Genomic DNA, 17,836 nt, shown 5'->3' with positions numbered 1-17,836 from the left:
GACCGACACGATGAATTCCGTGATCCCCATCATCCCCATCATCCCCATGGCCGCCAAGGCTCCCATCGACATCCAGTCGCTCGTGCAGCCCGACCGCGTGCACAAGCGCGTCTATACCGACCCCGCCATCTTCGAGCTGGAGATGGACCGCGTCTTCGGCCAGGCCTGGCTGTACGTGGGCCACGAGAGCCAGGTGCCCAACGTCGGCGACTACTTCACCACGCGCCTGGGCCGCGAGTCCGTGGTGATGGTGCGCCACACCGACGGCGCGGTGAACGTGCTGTACAACCGCTGCCCGCACAAGGGCGCCAAGATCGTTCCCGACGGCAGCGGCAGCGCCGGCAAGTTCTTGCGGTGCCTGTACCACGGCTGGACCTTCAAGTGCGACGGCAGCCTCTTGTCGGTGCCGCTGCGCAGCGGCTACGAGGACACCGCGCTCGACCTCAAGAGCGGCTCGCATTCGGTGCGCAAGGTGGCGCGCGTGGCGAGCCACCGCGGCTTCGTGTTCGCGAGCCTGTCGGAAGAGGGGCCCGAGCTGGCCGACTTCCTCGGCGGCGTGGCGACGTCGCTCGACAACTTCTGCGACCGCGCCCCCGACGGTGAGGTGGAAGTGGCCGGCGGCGTGCAGCGCGTGATCCAGCGCAACAACTGGAAGATCTTCTTCGAGAACCTGCACGACACGATCCACGCGGTGGCCACGCACGAGTCGTCGTGGCGCGCGGCCAAGGAAGAATTCGAGGCCATGCCCTCGGGCACGCCCAAGCCCTTCGAGGTGGTGATCGTCGACGGCAACGGCGAGCCGCTGGAGTTCTGGGAAAACCTGGAGCTCAAGGGCTACGACCACGGCCACGGCTTCATGGAGGGCATCTTCGTGCCGCCCACCGACCCGGTGAGCCTGGCCTATGTGGCCGCGCTCGAAGCCAGCCAGGGTGCGCAGCGCGCCGACGAAATCCTGCGGGTGAACCGCCACAACACCATCGTCTACCCGAGCTGTTCGCCGCACACCTCGTTCCAGCAGATCCGCGTGATCCGGCCGCTGTCGGTCGATCGCACGCTGGTGGAGATCTTCAGCTTCCGGCTGAAGGGCGCGCCGGAGGCGACCTTCCAGCGCACCTTGAAGTACACCAACATCGTCAACTCGCCCTCGTCGAACGTGATGCCCGACGACCTGGAGGCCTACAACCGCGTGCAGGAGGGGCTGGCCTCCGACGGCGGCGACTGGGTCAGCATGCACCGCGCGGCCGGGCGCGACCAGCCGCTGCCGGGCGGGCGCGCCTCCAACGGCAACAGCGAGATGCCGTCCCGCAACATGTTCGCGGCGTGGGCCTCCTACATGGGCGCGCAGACCGGGAGCGCCGAATGAACTTCAACGACTGGCACGAGCAGCAGGCGATCACACAGTTCCTGCACCACGAGGCGCGCCTGCTGGACGAGCACCGCTGGGACGAATGGCAGCGGCTCTTCACGCCCGACGGGCTCTACTGGGTGCCGCTGGTGCACGGGCAGACGGACCACATCAACCACGCCTCGCTCTTTTGCGAAGACGCGCTGCTGCGCTCGATGCGGGCGCGCCGGCTCGAGCAGGCGCGCGCCTATTCGCAGCAGCCGCCCACGCGCACGGTGCATGTGGTGGGCAACATCGGGCTCGAGTCGCGCGACGAGCAGCGAGGTGGAGAAAGCTGCGTGGTGCGCTCGACCTTCCTCCTCCTCGAATGGCGCAAGACCGAGCAGCGCACCTTCGGCGGCAGCGTGCTGCACACGCTGCGGCGCGAGGGCGATGAATTCCGCATCCACATGAAGCGCGTCGAGCTCGTCAATTGCGACGCGCCGCACGAAGCCCTGCAGGTGTTCATGTGAAGGCCGCGCTGCTGGCCATGCACTACCAGAACGACGTGCTGCACGCCGATGGCAAGGTGCGCGTGGGCGTGGCGGCCGACGATCCGGCGCGCCCGCGGCTCATCGCCTCGGCCGCGCGCCTGATCGCCGGTGCGCGGGCGAACGGCGTGCCGGTGATCTTCGTGCGCATCGCCTTCGCGCCGGGATACACCGATTGCCTCGGCAACTGCGCGCTGTTCCGGCGCGTGGCCGAAACCGGCGCGGTGCTCGACGGCGAATGGGGCGCGGAGTTCTACGAAGCGCTCGCGCCGCTGCCGGGCGAGGCCATCGTCACCCACAAGCGCAACAACCCGTTCTGGGCCAGTGGGCTCGAAGACGCGGTGCGCCGCACCGGCGCATCGCGGCTCTACGTGGCGGGCATTGCGACCAATCACGTGGTCGAGCACGGCGCGCGCCACGCGAGCGACCTGGGCTACGAGGTGGCGGTCGTCGCCGATGCCTGCAACACTGCGCAGGCGCATCTGCACGCGGCGAGCCTGGAAACATTGGCGATGCTCGCGGACGTGGTGTTCGTCGACGAAGCGGTTGCACAGATGAAGGCCCTGCCATGAACTGGAATTTCGAAGGAAAAGTCGCCATCGTCACCGGCGCGGCCGCGATGCTCGGCGCGGCCATCGTCCGCGCGTTCGTGCAGGCCGGCGCGCAGGTGCTGGCGGTGGACATCGATGCCGCGCGCGGCGAGGCGCTGGCGGCCGAGCTGGGGCCGCGCTGCCGCTTCGTCGTCTGCGACATCGCCTCGGACGCGGCGCTCGATGCGCTGGTGGCCGATGCGCTGGCGAGCGAGGGTCGCATCGACTTCCTCATCAACAACGCGGTGGTGTACGGCGACAACGGCATGGCGTCTTCGCGCGGCGAATGGCTGCAGGCGCTCGACGTCAACCTGGTTTCCGGCGCGCTGCTGGTGCACAAGACCGCCGATGCGCTGGCGGCGCAGGGCGGGGCGGTGGTGAACATGGGGAGCGTCGGCGGCAAGTTCGGCACGGCGGGGCGGGCGCTCTATCCGGCGGCCAAGGCGGCCATCCTGCAGCTCACGCGCAACCAGGCCGCGAGCCTCGCGCAGCGGCGCGTGCGGGTGAACTCGGTGTCGCCCGGGTGGACCTGGTCGGATGCGCTTTCGCGCATGGCGGGCGGCGACCGCGCGCACGCGGACCGCATGGCGGCGCCGCTGCATCCGCTGGGCCGCGCGGGTGACGGCGACGACGTGGCGCAGGTGGTGCTGTTCCTGTGCTCGGACGCCGCACGCTTCGTGACGGGCGCGGACATTCCGGTGGATGGCGGCTTCTCGATGCTGGGGCCTGACCAGGGGCGCTCGGCGCGCGACTGGTTCGCCGCCTAGCGCATCAGCCGACGAGCCGGTACCAGCCGATGCCGTCCTCGGCGATGTCGCACGCGACCTCGCCGCGGTGCAGCAGGTAGTTCAGGCACGCGAGGCTCTCGCCCGTTGCCATGCCCAGCAGCTGCACGTCGGACTCGGCGATGCTGCGCGCGAACAGGCTCGCGAACACATCGACCGCGCGCTTCGGTGTTTTCAAGGTGTTGCGCAACCGGTCGAGCGCACGCTCCTGCCCCTGCCGGAGCCGGTCGATGCGCGCATGCAGGCCGCGGAAACATTCGTTGTGCGAGGGCAGCACGAGCACGTCGTCGGGCACTTCGCGCCGGAGCTTGGCGAGCGACGCGAGCCAGTCGGCCATCGGGTCGGCGTCGGGCTCGATCGGCGAGACCGAGACGTTGGACGAGATGCGCGGCAGGATCTGGTCGCCCGAGATCAGCACCTTGAGGTCGGGGCAGTACAGGCACGCGTGCTCGGGCGAATGGCCGTTGCCCGTGACGATGCGCCAGTCGTGCGCGCCGATGCGCAGCACCTCGCCGTCGCGAAGCCGCCGGAAGCTGTCGGGCAGCGGATGGATGTGCTTGCCGAAGTTGCCGAACCGCGTGCGGTAAGTCTCGATGGCCGCATCGCTCCAGCCGGCGCGGCGGTAGAAGGCGATGGCGTCGTCGGGCGCCTCGCGGCCGGTGTCGGACACCATCACGCGGCACATGAGGTATTCGGAGCGTGTCATCCACAACCGCACGCCGAACTTGCGCGTGAGCCAGCCGGCCATGCCGACGTGGTCGGGGTGCATGTGCGTGACGAAGACGCGGGTAAGGCCGCGCGTGTCGGGCGAATTGGCGAAGAGCTCGCGCCAGACGGCCGCCGTTTCCTCGGTGCGCACGCCCGTGTCCACCACGGCCCAGCCGGCGCCGTCGTCCAGCGCCCACAGGTTGATGTGGTCCAGCGAGTAGGGCAGCGGCATGCGGATCCAGTGCACGCCCGCGGCGACCTCGATCGACTTGCCGCGTGGCGGGAGCTCCGCAAAGGGGTAGACGAGCTTGCCTTTTGCCGCTTCCGCCGTCTCTTCCAAACCGTCCATCGTGTTCACCTCCAGAGGGGTGAATTGTGAACCCGGGCGAAATTCAGGCCGGGGTCCGGGCTGCAAAGGCGATGGACTTGCTCGCCTACTTGGGGCTACTTGCGCCGACGGGCGGCCGGTGCCGAGGTCTGCGACGGCGCGGCGCCGCCATCCACGCCCAGTCGGCCGCCACCGCCGAGCCCTTGGCCGCGCACGGTCTGCGCCTTGTAGTTGCGCAGCGAACGGACCATCTGATTGAAGGCGTCCATGAAGGCCGCCGCAATCACCTTGCCCTGCGGCGTGCGCGTGTAGCCGCCGATGCCGCCCGCGCCCGAGTGGCCGCCCAGGCCCGCGAAGCCCGCGAAATCGGTCTTGGAGGCGCTGCCTTCGGCGGCTGCGACCTGCACGCCCGAGCGGTTGTCGATGAGGGTCAGGAGCGCGCTGGCTTCCTTGGTCTGCAGGCTTGCGCCGATGCTCGCGATGGCGCGGCCACGGCCGCCGCCCACGAGGCCGCCCAGCGCACCACCCAGACCGCCGGCGTCGTTGTTGCTGAACACGATTTCGGGCGACAGGCCGTAGTCGGACGCGACCATCTGGCCGCGGCCGAAGTTGCTGCCGCCGCGCATTTCGCCCGACTGCATGAGCGCACGCTCGCGCGTCATGGCGTTCATGCCGGCCGCGCCGCGCTCGACCACCACGAAGCAGTTCGATTGCTGCACCAGGAGGCGCAGCAGGTTGGCCGTGGGCGGCAGCTTGTATTCGCCGGTGAGCACGGTGTACCAGCCGGCGTTGACGTTCTCGATGAGGGAGACGGTACCCAGCGGCGAATCGCAGCGCTCGAGCGCGCTGCTTTCGCCGGCGGTCGCCGAGCCGGCGGCGCTGCCGGTGGCCACGGTCTTGGCCGACTGGCTGCCCATCTGCATGTCGGTGGTTGCGCAGCCGGAGAGAACCAGCGCGCCGGCAAGCACGCTGGCGCTTGCGAAAGAAAGTTTGGAAGAAGCCATGTCCGGATCAACAGGTAAGGAATGAAGAAGCGCCCCCGCCGGGAAGCGCCACTCATCGGGTACCGAAGTGGGACCGCATGGCCTGTATGACCTCCCCGATTCGTCGCGCCGCCAGCGACCGCGCGACGATACGACCTGGCGCATCGGCAGGCCAGTGCCGAAAGTCATGGTCCCGCGCGCGGCGAAGCGGGCGGGATTATGACCCGGCGAGCACTCGCGGGCAGGCGGCCGCAAGGCTCCCCGGAAGGCGCAGGGAGATGGCCCGGCGCCCGATGCGGCGCAGTTACAGTCGGGCCTTCAACACGAGGAGTTTTCAGATGGCAACCACCAAGAAGAATGTCGTTGGCGAAGCAGCAGCGGAACTGACCCGTCAACAAGTCGCGCAGGCCCTGGCCATCGCCGGCGCGTCGAATTTCAACAGCCCCGCCGATCCAGCTTTCGTTGGTTCCATCTTGGTGGCCTTGGCGATCAACACCAGCTCCGTCAGCGCCACCATCGACAGCGCGAAGGGCCGCACCCCCGTCGTCCAGCACTGACCTCGACCGTTAGACCTCTCAGGTCCGTCAGGTCGTGTAGTCGCCGCTGGCCTCGGGCTGGAAGAGCACCGTGAGCACGCGCGCGGCGCTCTCTTCGCCGCCCGGCGTGCGCCAGCGCGCCGTCGCGCCGGCCTTCAGGCCCAGCAGCCCGATGCCCACAGGTGACAGCACCGAGATGAACCCTTCGTTCGGCGCCGCATCGTCCGGGTAGCAGACGACCAGCTTCTGCCGCTCGCGCGTGGGCAGGTCTTCGATTTCGACCTGCGCGTACATCGTGACGATGTCCGCGGGCACCTCGCGCGACGGCAGAACGTCGGCCATGTCCAGGAGATCGGCGAGCGCCGGGGGAGGGTGACTGCCCGTCAGTTTCTGAAGGCGGACGAAGTCCAGTTCGGTGAGCGTGCGCTCTCCGTGAATCGTTGCAAGCATGAATGAAGCACTCCAATGAACGCGCGGGAGCGGTGCCCGGCGGTCTATGGTTTGCGCATCAAGGAAAGTAGCGGACCACCGGGCTCAGGAAAGTGCGCAGGTGCGTCGGGACACCGCCGAGATCGCCGCAACGACATCCGTGCGACGCGCGCCGGCTGCCGAAGGCAGGGCTGCGCATGCAGGGTGTGGGCGGAACGCGGGCGAGGGGACCATCCGCTCGAGTGTAGGGAGGCGAGGACGCCCGTCAAGCAAAGGCCTCACGCGTCTTGCCGATAAGACGTGCACCGGTCGTCGTTGCGCGCGTCGTCGTCTTTCGCCTTCGATGCCTCGTCGGCCTCGTCGACCTCGCCAGCCTCGTCGATCCACTCGAGCTCGTCGGGCATGTAGGGGCGCGACCACGTCATGCCGTCGAGCCGCACGCGCACCATGAGGCCGCGGGCCGTGGTGACCGTTCCCGGCAGGCCCTGGTAGACGACGCGTGCGCCCTTTTTTGCCGGCACATTGAATTGCGCGCAAATATCCTCGAAACCCAGCCGCGGAGGCATCTTCAGTTCGGTGTTCGTTGTTGCCATGCAGGAGCTACGCACGAGGCGTCGCGCTGGATTCAACTGATTTGCACGGAACGATGAAGCGGCCGGCAAGCCGCGGAAAATCAGGCGCTAGTCAGCCGAGAAATACGCATTGGGATCGACCGCATTGCCGTTGCGGCGCAGCTCGAAGTGCAGCTTGACGCGATCGGCTTCGGTGCGGCCCATGTGGGCGATCACCTGGCCCTTCTTGACGGACTGCCCCTCCTTGACCAGCAGCTTGCTGTTGTGCGCGTAGGCAGTCACAAAGGTCGCGTCGTGCTTGATCATCACGAGCTGGCCGTAGCCGCGCGGGCCCACGGCCGCATAGACGACCTTGCCGTCGCGCGCGGCAATGACGGGGTCGCCCTCCGATCCCGCGAAGTCGACGCCCTTGCTGTTGCGGCCGTCGAATCGCTGGATGACGGTGCCGTTCGACGGGCGAAGGAAATTGCGCTCCGCCTTGGCCACGGGCGCGGACGGGGTGACCGGTGCCGACGCTGCGGGTTCACTGCTCCGAGCGCGGCGTTCGGGCGCGGGACGGGCGTCGTTGCGGGCCGAGGGCGCCGGCTTGGCGCTTGCCGCTTTCTTCGGCGCGGGGGCCGGGGCCGGCTTGGTGGCGCAACCGATGAGCAGGACGCTCAGTGCGCCCGAAGCGAGAGCCAATGCCATCCGAGGAGGGATGAGCGATCGGGATGGCGAGGGGGCGGGAAATCCGGGGACAACTTGCGGCTTGAAATGCATGGTCAGGACTGTAGGGGAATCCGTCGACCATCCGGTGACGCACGGTCTGCGGGGCGTGCGGTTGTGCCTCGATTGCCGATGCGAAGTGGTGCCGCGGGTCGCGATTCGGAAAGCGCGGCTAGGAGTTCTTCCTCGATCGGCCTACGGCGCGTCGTCCAGCAGCGGCCGGATGACCTGCGCGATCGCCTTGAGGTGTTCGAATTCGAGGTCGCTCAGCGGCTGCTCCTGCACATCGAAGTGACAGAGCGACCCGAACAGCGCGCCGGTGCTGTCCATGATCGGAACGCCGTGGTAGGCGACCATCACGCCCTGGTAGGGATGGCCGTTCAGCCGGTCGTCCTGCGCCGAGTTGCTGGTGAGGAACATGCCATCCCGCAGCACGTACTGGCAGAAGCTGGTGCCCAAAGGGACCTCGGCCAGGAATTCGGGCCGGACTTCGTGGGCCTTGTCCACGAGCTCGATGTTGCGCAGCAGTTCGCCCTCGAGCCGGTACACCGCGGTGTACCGGTGCGGCACGCGCTGGTTCAGTTGTTCCAGCCCGGCCGCCAGGCCTTCGCGCCGGGACAGTTCCACGAACACCTCGCCCGCGTCACCCGAGGCGGCCTGGGCCTGGGTCATGAGCAGTTGCAGGTACAGCCGTTCGAGTTCGCGCTCCCAGGCCGTGCCTGCGTCGAGCAGCGCGAGGTCGGCTGCGCGCTGGTCTCCTGCAGGTGCGACAGTCGCCAGCGTCGGGTACGGCCTGAGCGCGATGCCGGCGGCGCGCAGGGCCTGTTCTTTCTGGATGCGGGAGATGGCGGGCATGTGAGCTTTCGTTGCACACCGAGTTTATTCGGCAAGGGCTCCCCAATGAAAGATGCCCCGCTGCCGTTCGGGCAGCGAGGCATTCAGGAACCGCGAAGGGTGCGTCTGGCTTCCCGATCAGGCCGCAACGGAGGGGACCCGCATCGGCACGAGGCCCAGCGGTGCGATGCGCGAAATGATCTCCGCATGCATGAGCCCGAGGGACTGGGCCGGCGTGAAACTGGCCTGCACGATCACGCCGGCTGCGCCGATGGTGCGATTGACGGTGGCGGTGGTGATCGCGCCGGGAAACATGAGCGCCTTCTGCACCTGGCGCTGCTGCTCTTCGTTGCAAAGGGGCAGGCTGAATTCGTATTGACTCGTGCTTTTCATTCAAGACCTCGATTCGATGGACGAAGGGCGAGTCTAGCGGCTGCCTTGCAGCCGGAACGAAGGGCTCAAGACTTGACGCGCCCCAGGCGCAACGCGCCCTTTTGCTCCAGCCGCCGAAGGATCGAGCAAAGCGTCGAATAAGGAATGCCGATCCCCCTGCGGACGAGTTCGGTCGCCGTCGCCTGGGGCGTGCGGATTTCCGGGGGCAGCGTGGCGACTGCCTTCAACACATCCGTTTCGCGTCCGTGCAATGTCGGGCGCAACTGGATGAACTGGTTCTCGGGGCCGGGGCCTTTCGGAGTCACTTGAAGCATGCCGGTGACGGCGGCGCGCTTCACGTTCTTGAGGGTCATGGCGCCGGAATGTGCAGCGCGGACCTGAACGGCGTGTGAATGCGCAAGCTCGATGCGGCACGTACCTGCACATGAGCGTGTGCGAGGCGGCGATAAGCGCCCACAATGAAAAAAGCCCGCTACGTTTTGTAGCGGGCTTTTCAGTTGCCTTGCGGCTTATTGTGGCTCCTCGACCTGGGCTCGAACCAGGGACCTACGGATTAACAGTCCGGCGCTCTACCAACTGAGCTATCGAGGAACAAGCCTCAAATTATAGCGTGGTTTTTTTGGCCTTCTCAGGCCTCCCGAACTTTTGCACAAAAAACTTTCGCTCGCGTGTTTTCACAGCGCGACGCTCAGGCCCAGACGCAGCGTGCGCGGCGCGCCGGGGAACAGATAGACATGCCCGAACTGGTAGGGCGATTCCTTCCAGTAGCGGCGATCGAACAGGTTGTCGATGGCCAGCGTCCAGCTCGTGTTCACGCCGCGCAGTTTCGTGTCGTAGCGCAGCACCGCGTCGACGCGCGTCCACGAGGGCAGCGTGATCGAACCGTCGGCGAGCACGTTGCGCCGGCCTTCGTGCGAGAGCTGTCCCGCCACTTCCAGGCCCGGCACTGACGGCACGCGGTACGCCGCCTGCGCGCGCAGCACCTGCTTGGGCACGTTGGTCGGCCACTGTCCGTTGCTCGCGGGCTCGACGGTGCTGCCGCGGCGCTTGGCGTCCATCAGCGTCATGCTGCCGCCGATGCGCCAGGGGCCTTCGGTCCACTGCGCGCCGGCTTCCAGGCCACGGTGCACGGCGCGGCCGTCGTACTTCGCTTCGCACGGCGCGATGCCCAGGCGGTTGCACGCATCGAGGTTGGTCATCGGACGCTGGATGTCGAACCACGCGAGCTGCCAGTTGAACGCGTCGTTGCCGCCCTTGATGCCCAGTTCCCACTGGCGCGACTTCAGCGCGGGCAGTGCCTGGCCGGCGTTGCTGTACTGGTCGCTCCGGTTCGGCACGACCTGCGATTCGACGCCCTTGCCCCAGCTCGCATACGCGAGGAGGCCCGGCTGGATGGCGTAGCTCGCAGCGATCCACGGCGTGGTCACGCCCTGTTTGTAGCCCGTCGGGTTCGAGCCGTCGTTGCCGATGCTGCTGCGGTCCATGCGCGTGTGGCGCGCGCCGAGCCAGGTGGTGAAGCGGTCGTTCCAGCGGATCGCGTCCTGCACCGAGAGCTCGGTCGAGCGCTCGTCGCGATTGGTCTGCGGCGTGGTGGCGTCGGGGCTCGGCGGCACCATGGCCGTGGCCCAGATGTTGCCGGTGCCCGCATAGTTGTAGGCCTGGTTCTCGAAGCGGTTGCGCACGCGGCTTTGCAGGAGGCCGAAGCCCAACTCGTGGCGCACGCTGCCGGTCATCACGTTGCCCTTCAAGTTGATGCTGCCCGCGGTCTGCGTGCGGCGCTCGTTCTCGCTGCGAAAGTCGTAGACGTCGAAGGTGCCGTCCGAGCAGTAGCGGTCGTAGTTGCCCTCGGCGCCGCAGCCGAAGGCGTAGGCCAGGCGGTCGTCGCTCTTCAGGCGCTGCTGGCCGATCTGCGCGCTCCAGCGCCAGTCGGCGTTCAGCGCCTGGCTGAAGCGCACCGTGCCGGTCAGCGCCTTGAACACCGAGGGCTGCGACCACGGCTGGTTGTTCAGGTTGATGCGCGGATCGACCGGCGCGGGCAGCACGCTCCCCAGGAGGCTGTAGCCGTTCTGGCTCGGCTGGGTCTTGCGGCTTTGCTCGATCTCGAACTCCAGCACCGAGTCGCGCGTGATGCGCCAGTCGGCCGCCAGCGAGAACATGTTGCGGTTGCCGTCCAGGTTGTGCGTGAGCGGCTTGAGGTTTTCGCTCGCCACGTTGAGCCGGTAGCCGAACTGGCGGTCTTCGCCGAAGCGCCCGCCCAGGTCGAGCGCGCCGAGCACGCTGCCGCGGCTGGTGGTCTCGATGCGCACCGTGCGCAGGTCCTGCTCGGTGGGGCGCTTCACGACGTAGTTGACGAGCCCGCCCGGCGCACTCGTGCCGGCCTGGATGCCGCTGGTGCCGCGCAGGATCTCCACGCGCTCCTTGTTGTCGAGCGGGATCGAGGTCTCGGCGCTGATCGGCAGGCCCTCGCGCCGGTAGTTGAATCGGTTGTCCAGCACGAAGCCGCGCACCGTGAGGTAGTCCCAGTAGCCGGCGGAGTTGTAGGCGTCGGTGACCGACGAATCGAACTGCGTGAGGTCGGCGAGCCGGCGCGCGCCGCTGGCGCTCAGCTGCTTGCTGTCGATCACCGTGGCCGAGAGCGGCAGTTCGCGCAGCGGCACATCGCCGAAGCCGCTGACGTCGGCCTGCGGCGCGGCCGGGCCCTGGTTGACGACGACCGCGGGCAGCGCGGCCTGCTGAGCGTGTGCGCTGCAGGCGGCGGCAAGAAGCACGATGGCGATGGCATGCGAAACGGGCGAGGGCTTCAGCACCGGGAAAGAGGGAAAGCGTTGTGGAGTCATCGATGTATTCAGTTGCCGGTCATACCGTTCGCGGCGGTCGCGGCGCTCATGGCCGCCATCCATTGCGCGGCCGTGGCCTCGGGGTCGGTGGCCGTCACCAGCGCGCGCACCACCGCGACGGAGCCCACGCCGGTGGCGAGCACCTCGGGCAGCCGCACCGCGTCGATGCCGCCGATGCCCACTTGCGGATAGCTGCGCAGGAGGCGCGCATAGGCGGCGAGCCGTGCCACGCCCTGCGGCGCGGTCGCCATCCTCTTGAGGGTGGTCGGGTAGACCGCGCCCATCGCGATGTAGCTCGGGCTCACCGCATCGGCGCGCACCATCTCGGCATAGCCGTGCGTGCTGACGCCCAGCCGCAGGCCCGAGGCGCGCAGCTGCTGCAGTTCATCGGGCGACAAGGCGTCGAGGTCTTCCTGGCCGAGGTGGATGCCGTAGGCGCCCGCGGCGATGGCGACCTGCCAGTGGTCGTTGACGAAGAGCAGGGCGCCCGTGCCCTGCACGGCCTCGACGGCCGCCTGCACTTCGCGCTCGATGGCCGCCGCATCGTCGGACTTGAAGCGCAGCTGCACCGTCGGCACGCCGGCGCGCGCCATGCGGCCGACCCAGGCCGCATCGGGCAGCACGGCGTAGAGGCCGAGCCGTTCGGGGCAGGGCAGGAAGGCGTCGTCGCGCGAGGCGGGCGGGAACGAACGCATGCCGAAATCGGCGGGCGCGTCGGGCCATCGGTCGGCGTCGAAATGGCCGATGCGCTCGGTCTGCGCGTGCCAGGCGAGCGCGAGGCACTCGGCATCGATCTCGATGAAGCCGAGCGCCGTGCAGGCCTGTTTGGCGCCGCGATAAACCGCTTCATCCGAAGAGAAATTGGTGGCGCCCACGGTCGATGCGGTGATGGCGCCAAAGCGCAACCCGTGCGCCGCGACGATGGCGTGGGCGATGGAACGGGCGTCGGTCATTGGGCTCATGGGGCTCATGGGGCTCGTGGGGTTCATGCGGTGTGGTGCCAGAAAGGCGTGCCGAGCACCGGCGTGCTGGGCTGCGCGGAGTCTTGCGCGGCCATCGCGCCGGCGCGGTACGCGGTGCGGCCGGCCTGCACCGCATCGGCAAAGGCGCCGGCCATCGCGACCGGCTCCTGCGCGAGCGCGACCGCGGTGTTGAGCAGCACGCCGTCGTAGCCCCACTCCATCACCTGGCAGGCGTGCGACGGAAGGCCCAGGCCCGCATCGACCAGCATCGGCACCTTGAGCCGCTCGCGCAGCACCTGCAGCGCATACGGATTGACCGGCCCGCGCCCGCTGCCGATGGGCGCGGCCCACGGCATCACGGCCTGGCAGCCCACGTCGACCAGCCGCTGGCACACCACGAGGTCCTCGGTGCAATAGGGCAGCACCTTGAAGCCGTCGCGGATCAGTTGCGAGGCGGCATCGACGAGGTTCAGCGTGTCCGGCTGCAGCGTGTAGTCGTCGCCGATGAGCTCCAGCTTGATCCATGGCGTGTCGAACAGCTCGCGCGCCATCTGCGCGGTGGCGATCACCTCCTGCACGCTGTGGCAGCCGGCCGTGTTGGGCAGCACGGGCACGGCGAGCTGGCGCAGCAGCGCCCAGAAACCGTTGCTCGTGTCGTTGCCGGCCGAGCCTTGGGGGCCCTGGTTCGCGGTCTGGCGGCGCAGCGACGCGGTGAGCATCGCGGGCTTGGCGCGCTTCACGGCCGCTTCGAGCAGGTCGGGCGAGGGATAGCGCGCGGTGCCCAGCAGCAGGCGGCTCTGGAAGGTTTCTCCGTAGAGAACCAGCGGGTCGTTCGGGGTGGTCATGGGTGTGGTCTCCAATCTCTTTTTTTCAGCCGCCCGTCACGGGGCGGATCACTTCGATGCGGTCGTCGGGCTGCAGCGTGCGCGCGGCATAGGCCGAGCGCGGCACGAATTCGCGGTTCACCGCGACCGCGAAGGGCGGCACGGCCTCGAGCGCGGCCAGCGCGTCGGTGAGCGCGGCGCCGTCGGGCAGCGTGTAGGGCTTGTCGTTGATCAGGATGTTCATCGTCATGCGTTCTCGGATGCGCAGGTGCCCATGCCAAAGCCCTGCGCGAGTGCGGAGTGCCCGTGCGTGAGCAGTTCCATCGCCGCGTCGAGCAGCGCCGGCGCGATCATGAAACCGTGCCGGTAGAGGCCGTTGATCTGCAGCACGCGCGGCTGCGGCTGGCGGATGGCGGGCAGGTTGTCGGGCAGCGTGGGGCGGCACTGGGTGGCGATCTCCACGATGCGCGCTTCGGCGAAACCGCTGTGCACCGCGTAGGCCGCGCTCAGCAGCTCGAGCGTGGAGCGCACGCTCGCGGGCGACATGTCGTCCGACTCGATCTCGGTCGCGCCGATCACGAACAGGTGGCCGGGCTTGGGCGCGATGTAGAGCGGATAGCGCGGATGCACCAGCCGCGTCGGCCGCTTGAGCGCGACCTCGGGCGCATGCACGCGGATCACCTCGCCGCGCACGCCGCGCAGCGCGTTCCATTGCGGACGGGCGCCGAGGCCGCGGCAATCGATCACCCAGTCGGGCTGGCCGGATGTGCCGGGCGTGAAGTCCTCCGGCACGTGCGGCGATTGCCAGTGCAGCGTGACGTTCGCGCAGGCCTGCAGCGTCGCGAGCAGCGAAGCGAGCAGCGCGCGGTTGTCGAGCTGGCCTTCGCCCGGAAGGAACAGCCCCTTGGCGAAGCGCTGGCCGAGCGATGGCTCCAGCGCGGCGATGCCTGCGCCGTCGAGCGTCTGCATCGGCGTCAGTTCAGGCACCTGCGTGCCGGTGTGGGCGAGCACGCGTTCGAGCCGCGCGGCCTCGGTGGCGTCCTGCCGGTGCCACAGCACCAGCGTGCCTTCGCGCTGGAAGAACACGGGCTGCGCCAGCGGCGCGAGCAGTTCGGGCCAGCGCGACAACGCGTAGTGCCCCATGCGCACGACCGACACGGGCGCCACCGCCGATTCGGCCAGCGGCGCGAGCATCGCCGCCGCGACGCGGGCCGCCGAGCCTTCGGCTTCGGGGCTGCCGGCTTCGTACAGCGCGACCTTGCAGCCGGCCTGTGCGAGCGTGACCGCCATCAGGCGGCCCATGAGTCCCGCGCCGATGACGGCCGCTGTTTGAAATGGCACGCTCATGCCGACGCTCCAGCAGCTCGCGTGGGTCGCCGATAATTTTCGGCATGACCCAAGCACCTTCCCCCGCGCCGCAAGCGTCCCTGCATCAGCCCCTGCGCTACGCACGCGTGCTCTCCATCGCAGGCTCCGACAGCGGCGGCGGTGCCGGCATCCAGGCCGACCTCAAGACCTTCGCGGCGCTCGGCTGCTACGGCATGACGGCCATCACCGCGCTCACGGCGCAGAACACGCTCGGCGTCTCGGGCATCCACGGCGTGCCGCCCGCTTTTCTGAAGGCACAGATCCAGGCGGTGGTGGAGGACATCGGCGTCGACGCGGTCAAGCTCGGCATGCTGCATGCGCCCGAGGTGGTCGAGGTCGTGGCCTGGGCCATCGACCACTACAAGCTGCCGAACGTGGTGCTCGACCCGGTGATGGTCGCCACTAGCGGCGATCGCCTGATCGCCTCCGAGACTGTGCAGGTGCTCGTGCGCGAGCTGTTCCCGCGCGCCGTGGTGGTCACGCCCAATCTCGATGAAGCCGCCTTGCTGATCGGCCATGCCATCGAGGGCATCGACGCGCTCGACGGCGCGGCCGACGAACTGCTGGCGCTCGGCGCGAAGGCCGTGCTGCTCAAGGGCGGCCACCTGCCGGGCAACGAAGTGGTCGACGTGCTGCTGCAGGCGGATGGCACGCGCAAGCGCCTGGCTTCGCAGCGCATCGCGAGCCGCAACCTGCATGGCACGGGCTGCACGCTGTCGTCCGCCATCGCCGCGCATCTGGCACTGGGACTGAAGTTGCCAGAAGCCGTCGAGCGCGCACGCGCCTACATCCTCGGCGCGATGGCGGCCGGTGCGGACGTGAAGATCGGCGCGGGCCACGGTCCGCTCAACCACGGTTTTGCGCCAGTGCCGACGCACCGGTTGCAGGCGAAGGCCGGCTGATCCACGCCAGCACGAAAGTCGCGGCCAGCGTCGGCAGCGCGGAGCCGAACTGCGGCGCCCATTTGGCGAGCGCGTGGTACGCGGCGATGCCCGCGATCCAGATCAGCGCCGCGGCCCAGTCGATCTGGCGTGTGCCGGTCTGCACTGCCGTCTGACCGCCGCCGAGCCGCCCGAGGATCACGCCGTAGAGCGGCACGAACACCGAGCTCAACAGCAGCAGGAATGGTTCGAGCGTGTGCATCGGCAGCACCAGCGCGAGCGCGATGCACAGCGCGGCCAGCACGAGGCCCCAGCGCTTGACGCTCCAGCGCGGCAAGAGGCTGTGCGTGGAGACCGAGCCCGAATAGACATCGCCGTACGCGTTGTCCAGCTCGTCGATGAGGATGAGCCCCAGCGCCACCAGCCCGCCCTGCGCCAGCAGCAGCGCGGTGACCAGGCCCGTGCCCGGTTCGGCCACGCTCACCACCATCACGCCGAGCGCGTAGCACCAGACGTTGGCGAGCGCGTAGCCGATCCAGGTGCCGCTGAAGGCGCTGCCGAGACCGCCCGCGCTGCGCTTGCCGTGGCGTGCGTAATCGGCCACCAGCGGCAGCCACGACACCGGCATCGCGATCACCAGATCGAGCGCGCCGAACATGCCCATGCTGCCGTCGCCGGGGCGCGCCCAGAAGGCGTCCAGGCCCTTGGCGTGCAGCCGCGTTGCGAACTGCCAGGTCAGCCAGAGCAGCGAAATCACCACCAGCGGCAGGCCGAAGCGGCTCACGAAGCGCCGCACCAGCTTGACCATCGAGCCCGCGAGCAGCGCCAGCAGCACCGCGCCCCAGACGAGCGTGGTCAGCACGCCGCCCCAGAAGCCACCGAGCGATGCGCCGAAGGCGACCTGGCCGATCGCCTGCGTGCCCTCTCGCATGATCACGAGCTCGAAGGTGGTCCAGCCCACCAGCTGCACGATGTTGAGCAGCACCGGCAGCCGCGCGAAGGCGCTGCCGTAGGTCGCGTGCATGAGGCCCGCGCTCGCGAGGCCGGTTTCGCAGCCCAGGCGCGCGGTCCACGCGAGCAGGCCCGCGCCGATTACCGAGCCGAGCGCGATCGCCAGTGCCGCATCGCGCGTGCCCACGGCCGGCACGAGGTACGCGCCGATCTGCATCACCAGCAGCCCGACGCCCAGGCTGAACCAGAGCGAGGCGTGGTCGGTCCAGCCGAACACGCGGCGGGACGCGGGCAGGGGCGTCAGCGCCTCGTTGCCGGAGGAAATTGAATTGTTGTTGTCGTCGTCATGTGCCATCCGTTTGCTCCAGTGCAAAAGGTTTGGCAGGTGGGCGAGGCTCCGGCAGCGCTGCCGCCACGCGAGACAACGTGACAGGCCGCCGGACCAGCTTCCCTGCGCGAGGATTACCTCAGTCAGGTTCAAAGGGACTCTCTCAGTCAGCCCCGGAACGGATTCCGGTTCGACACCCCTAGCGTGTGCTGCGCGCCTGAGCGCGAAGCGGCGGTCATTGTACGAGCCTGCCGCGGCGGCTTCCAAGCCCGCAGGCGGCCGGGATTGCCCTAGCTTTCTTCGTCCTCGCCGGCGGAGGCGTCGACTTCCAGGCACTGGCGATGAATGCGCTTGAGGGCGACGTACATCACGCGGCGCTCCTCCGGCGTCATGAGCTGGATCATCGATGCCTGCGCCTTGCGCGCGACCGGGATGACCTGCGCATGCAGCGCCTCGCCGGCGGGCGTGATGTTGCAGATGAGCCGTTTCCTCGGCGCGGGGCCTTCGGCCTCCAGCGCCACCAGGCCGCGCTGCTCGAGCAGGCGCAGCGTGCGGCTCACGAGCGCCTTGTCGGAGGTCGATTGCACGACCAGCTCCGCGAACGGCAACGAGCGCGCATGCGCCATCAGCGACAGGATGCGCCACTCCGACACCGTGAGCCCGAAGCGTCTGGCGTAGGGCAGCGTCGTCACGCGGCGCAGCGCGTTCACGGTCTGGCTCATCACGGTGGTGATGAAGTTGTCGACGGTGAGGTTGTCGCCCGATTCGTCGAGCCCGGACCACGGGTCGGTGGGCACTGCGGGTGGGAGGGCGGAGCGCTCGGTCAGGGCGTCGTCTTGCATGGGTTGTCTCGTCGATGAGGCGGGCCTTCGCCCGCGATCACACTTATTTATTACTTACCTAGAAGAAAAAATTCTAATGTCAATTCGAAGTTTCACTTGGTTGAT

General features: G+C 68.5%; 21 protein-coding genes and 1 tRNA gene. 6 read left to right on the top strand and 16 right to left on the bottom strand.

The annotated features are described in order from the left end of the window. Positions 1-10 precede the first annotated feature (10 nt). The 4 genes from ACZYRS_RS19795 to ACZYRS_RS19780 are packed head-to-tail and all read left to right on the top strand — an operon-like array spanning position 11 to position 3,232. Complete coding sequence (locus ACZYRS_RS19795) at positions 11-1,363, top strand: aromatic ring-hydroxylating dioxygenase subunit alpha (protein ID WP_463420615.1); 1,353 nt, start codon at positions 11-13, stop codon at positions 1,361-1,363. Further along, entirely contained in the window at positions 1,360-1,857 is a 498-nt protein-coding gene (locus tag ACZYRS_RS19790; RefSeq protein ID WP_463420614.1) for an aromatic-ring-hydroxylating dioxygenase subunit beta, read from the top strand. Before ACZYRS_RS19795 ends, ACZYRS_RS19790 begins: the two co-directional genes overlap by 4 nt. Continuing rightward, entirely contained in the window at positions 1,854-2,447 is a 594-nt protein-coding gene (locus ACZYRS_RS19785) for a cysteine hydrolase family protein (RefSeq protein ID WP_463420613.1), read from the top strand. Before ACZYRS_RS19790 ends, ACZYRS_RS19785 begins: the two co-directional genes overlap by 4 nt. Then, positions 2,444-3,232: an SDR family oxidoreductase gene (locus tag ACZYRS_RS19780; RefSeq protein ID WP_463420612.1), complete on the top strand. Its 789-nt coding sequence runs from the start codon at positions 2,444-2,446 to the stop codon at positions 3,230-3,232. Before ACZYRS_RS19785 ends, ACZYRS_RS19780 begins: the two co-directional genes overlap by 4 nt. Positions 3,233-3,236: 4 nt before the next feature. On the opposite strand, the gene ACZYRS_RS19775 is transcribed toward ACZYRS_RS19780, so the two are convergent. Continuing rightward, complete coding sequence (locus ACZYRS_RS19775) at positions 3,237-4,307, bottom strand: MBL fold metallo-hydrolase (protein ID WP_463420611.1); 1,071 nt, start codon at positions 4,305-4,307, stop codon at positions 3,237-3,239. Between the two features lie 95 nt (positions 4,308-4,402). Continuing rightward, entirely contained in the window at positions 4,403-5,290 is an 888-nt protein-coding gene (locus tag ACZYRS_RS19770) for a CsgG/HfaB family protein (RefSeq protein WP_463420610.1), read from the bottom strand. A gap of 317 nt (positions 5,291-5,607) precedes the next feature. Between ACZYRS_RS19770 and ACZYRS_RS19765 the strand changes: the two genes are divergently transcribed. Beyond that, positions 5,608-5,826 (top strand): hypothetical protein, encoded by a 219-nt coding sequence (locus ACZYRS_RS19765; RefSeq protein WP_463420609.1) that lies wholly within the window; start codon positions 5,608-5,610, stop codon positions 5,824-5,826. 27 nt (positions 5,827-5,853) lie between these two features. Here ACZYRS_RS19765 and ACZYRS_RS19760 read toward each other — a convergent pair whose 3' ends face one another. From ACZYRS_RS19760 to ACZYRS_RS19705, 12 genes are all read right to left on the bottom strand, one after another. Then, positions 5,854-6,255, bottom strand: coding sequence for a GreA/GreB family elongation factor (locus ACZYRS_RS19760; RefSeq protein ID WP_463420608.1), 402 nt, complete (start codon positions 6,253-6,255; stop codon positions 5,854-5,856). 257 nt (positions 6,256-6,512) lie between these two features. Then, a complete protein-coding gene (locus ACZYRS_RS19755) occupies positions 6,513-6,827 on the bottom strand; it encodes a polysaccharide deacetylase (protein ID WP_463420607.1) in 315 nt (104 codons plus the stop codon). Between the two features lie 87 nt (positions 6,828-6,914). Continuing rightward, positions 6,915-7,493 carry a M23 family metallopeptidase gene (locus ACZYRS_RS19750; protein ID WP_463420606.1) on the bottom strand — a complete coding sequence of 193 codons (579 nt, stop codon included), beginning with the start codon at positions 7,491-7,493 and terminating at the stop codon, positions 6,915-6,917. A 213-nt stretch (positions 7,494-7,706) separates the two neighbouring features. Beyond that, positions 7,707-8,366: a hypothetical protein gene (locus ACZYRS_RS19745; protein WP_463420605.1), complete on the bottom strand. Its 660-nt coding sequence runs from the start codon at positions 8,364-8,366 to the stop codon at positions 7,707-7,709. A gap of 117 nt (positions 8,367-8,483) precedes the next feature. Then, positions 8,484-8,738: a hypothetical protein gene (locus ACZYRS_RS19740; protein ID WP_198784232.1), complete on the bottom strand. Its 255-nt coding sequence runs from the start codon at positions 8,736-8,738 to the stop codon at positions 8,484-8,486. Between the two features lie 65 nt (positions 8,739-8,803). Then, on the bottom strand, positions 8,804-9,091 hold the full coding sequence (locus ACZYRS_RS19735) for a hypothetical protein (protein WP_463420604.1): 288 nt from the start codon (positions 9,089-9,091) through the stop codon (positions 8,804-8,806). A gap of 162 nt (positions 9,092-9,253) precedes the next feature. Beyond that, positions 9,254-9,329, bottom strand: a tRNA-Asn gene (locus tag ACZYRS_RS19730). Between the two features lie 83 nt (positions 9,330-9,412). Further along, entirely contained in the window at positions 9,413-11,575 is a 2,163-nt protein-coding gene (locus ACZYRS_RS19725; protein ID WP_463420603.1) for a TonB-dependent siderophore receptor, read from the bottom strand. Positions 11,576-11,583: 8 nt separating this feature from the next. Continuing rightward, positions 11,584-12,537: a thiamine phosphate synthase gene (thiE, locus tag ACZYRS_RS19720; RefSeq protein WP_463420602.1), complete on the bottom strand. Its 954-nt coding sequence runs from the start codon at positions 12,535-12,537 to the stop codon at positions 11,584-11,586. Positions 12,538-12,560: 23 nt separating this feature from the next. Beyond that, positions 12,561-13,382 (bottom strand): thiazole synthase, encoded by an 822-nt coding sequence (locus ACZYRS_RS19715; protein ID WP_198784222.1) that lies wholly within the window; start codon positions 13,380-13,382, stop codon positions 12,561-12,563. A gap of 25 nt (positions 13,383-13,407) precedes the next feature. Then, a complete protein-coding gene (thiS, locus tag ACZYRS_RS19710; protein ID WP_198784221.1) occupies positions 13,408-13,611 on the bottom strand; it encodes a sulfur carrier protein ThiS in 204 nt (67 codons plus the stop codon). Beyond that, positions 13,608-14,708 carry an FAD-dependent oxidoreductase gene (locus tag ACZYRS_RS19705; protein WP_463420601.1) on the bottom strand — a complete coding sequence of 367 codons (1,101 nt, stop codon included), beginning with the start codon at positions 14,706-14,708 and terminating at the stop codon, positions 13,608-13,610. The genes thiS and ACZYRS_RS19705 overlap by 4 nt, the downstream gene beginning before the upstream one ends. Before the next feature lie 44 nt (positions 14,709-14,752). On the opposite strand from ACZYRS_RS19705, the gene thiD reads away from it, so the two are divergent. After that, positions 14,753-15,631 carry a bifunctional hydroxymethylpyrimidine kinase/phosphomethylpyrimidine kinase gene (gene thiD / locus ACZYRS_RS19700; RefSeq protein WP_463420600.1) on the top strand — a complete coding sequence of 293 codons (879 nt, stop codon included), beginning with the start codon at positions 14,753-14,755 and terminating at the stop codon, positions 15,629-15,631. Here the strand turns inward: thiD and ACZYRS_RS19695 are convergent. Continuing rightward, positions 15,576-16,916 (bottom strand): purine-cytosine permease family protein, encoded by a 1,341-nt coding sequence (locus ACZYRS_RS19695; RefSeq protein ID WP_463420599.1) that lies wholly within the window; start codon positions 16,914-16,916, stop codon positions 15,576-15,578. The genes thiD and ACZYRS_RS19695 overlap by 56 nt on opposite strands. Positions 16,917-17,179: 263 nt before the next feature. Then, the gene (locus ACZYRS_RS19690) at positions 17,180-17,731 is read right to left on the bottom strand and encodes a MarR family winged helix-turn-helix transcriptional regulator (protein ID WP_463420598.1); all 552 of its coding nucleotides are present in this window, start codon (positions 17,729-17,731) and stop codon (positions 17,180-17,182) included. Positions 17,732-17,836: the final 105 nt, after the last annotated feature.

It is taken from the genome of Variovorax sp. AC194, assembly GCF_979257995.1.
Note: the sequence above shows the minus strand (reverse complement) of the source record. Positions and strands in the feature narration are given on the sequence as shown.

Bases quoted from the DNA above. Each gene is read 5' to 3' on its own strand.
- ACZYRS_RS19795 (WP_463420615.1), top strand. From the start codon at position 11: ATGAATTCCGTGATCCCCATCATCCCCATCATCCCCATGGCCGCCAAG.
- ACZYRS_RS19790 (WP_463420614.1), top strand. From the start codon at position 1,360: ATGAACTTCAACGACTGGCACGAGCAGCAGGCGATCACACAGTTCCTG.
- ACZYRS_RS19780 (WP_463420612.1), top strand. From the start codon at position 2,444: ATGAACTGGAATTTCGAAGGAAAAGTCGCCATCGTCACCGGCGCGGCC.
- ACZYRS_RS19775 (WP_463420611.1), bottom strand. From the start codon at position 4,307: ATGGACGGTTTGGAAGAGACGGCGGAAGCGGCAAAAGGCAAGCTCGTC.
- ACZYRS_RS19770 (WP_463420610.1), bottom strand. From the start codon at position 5,290: ATGGCTTCTTCCAAACTTTCTTTCGCAAGCGCCAGCGTGCTTGCCGGC.
- ACZYRS_RS19765 (WP_463420609.1), top strand. From the start codon at position 5,608: ATGGCAACCACCAAGAAGAATGTCGTTGGCGAAGCAGCAGCGGAACTG.
- ACZYRS_RS19760 (WP_463420608.1), bottom strand. From the start codon at position 6,255: ATGCTTGCAACGATTCACGGAGAGCGCACGCTCACCGAACTGGACTTC.
- ACZYRS_RS19755 (WP_463420607.1), bottom strand. From the start codon at position 6,827: ATGGCAACAACGAACACCGAACTGAAGATGCCTCCGCGGCTGGGTTTC.
- ACZYRS_RS19750 (WP_463420606.1), bottom strand. From the start codon at position 7,493: ATGGCATTGGCTCTCGCTTCGGGCGCACTGAGCGTCCTGCTCATCGGT.
- ACZYRS_RS19745 (WP_463420605.1), bottom strand. From the start codon at position 8,366: ATGCCCGCCATCTCCCGCATCCAGAAAGAACAGGCCCTGCGCGCCGCC.
- ACZYRS_RS19740 (WP_198784232.1), bottom strand. From the start codon at position 8,738: ATGAAAAGCACGAGTCAATACGAATTCAGCCTGCCCCTTTGCAACGAA.
- ACZYRS_RS19735 (WP_463420604.1), bottom strand. From the start codon at position 9,091: ATGACCCTCAAGAACGTGAAGCGCGCCGCCGTCACCGGCATGCTTCAA.
- ACZYRS_RS19725 (WP_463420603.1), bottom strand. From the start codon at position 11,575: ATGACTCCACAACGCTTTCCCTCTTTCCCGGTGCTGAAGCCCTCGCCC.
- thiE (WP_463420602.1), bottom strand. From the start codon at position 12,537: ATGAGCCCAATGACCGACGCCCGTTCCATCGCCCACGCCATCGTCGCG.
- ACZYRS_RS19715 (WP_198784222.1), bottom strand. From the start codon at position 13,382: ATGACCACCCCGAACGACCCGCTGGTTCTCTACGGAGAAACCTTCCAG.
- thiS (WP_198784221.1), bottom strand. From the start codon at position 13,611: ATGACGATGAACATCCTGATCAACGACAAGCCCTACACGCTGCCCGAC.
- ACZYRS_RS19705 (WP_463420601.1), bottom strand. From the start codon at position 14,708: ATGAGCGTGCCATTTCAAACAGCGGCCGTCATCGGCGCGGGACTCATG.
- thiD (WP_463420600.1), top strand. From the start codon at position 14,753: ATGACCCAAGCACCTTCCCCCGCGCCGCAAGCGTCCCTGCATCAGCCC.
- ACZYRS_RS19695 (WP_463420599.1), bottom strand. From the start codon at position 16,916: ATGGCACATGACGACGACAACAACAATTCAATTTCCTCCGGCAACGAG.
- ACZYRS_RS19690 (WP_463420598.1), bottom strand. From the start codon at position 17,731: ATGCAAGACGACGCCCTGACCGAGCGCTCCGCCCTCCCACCCGCAGTG.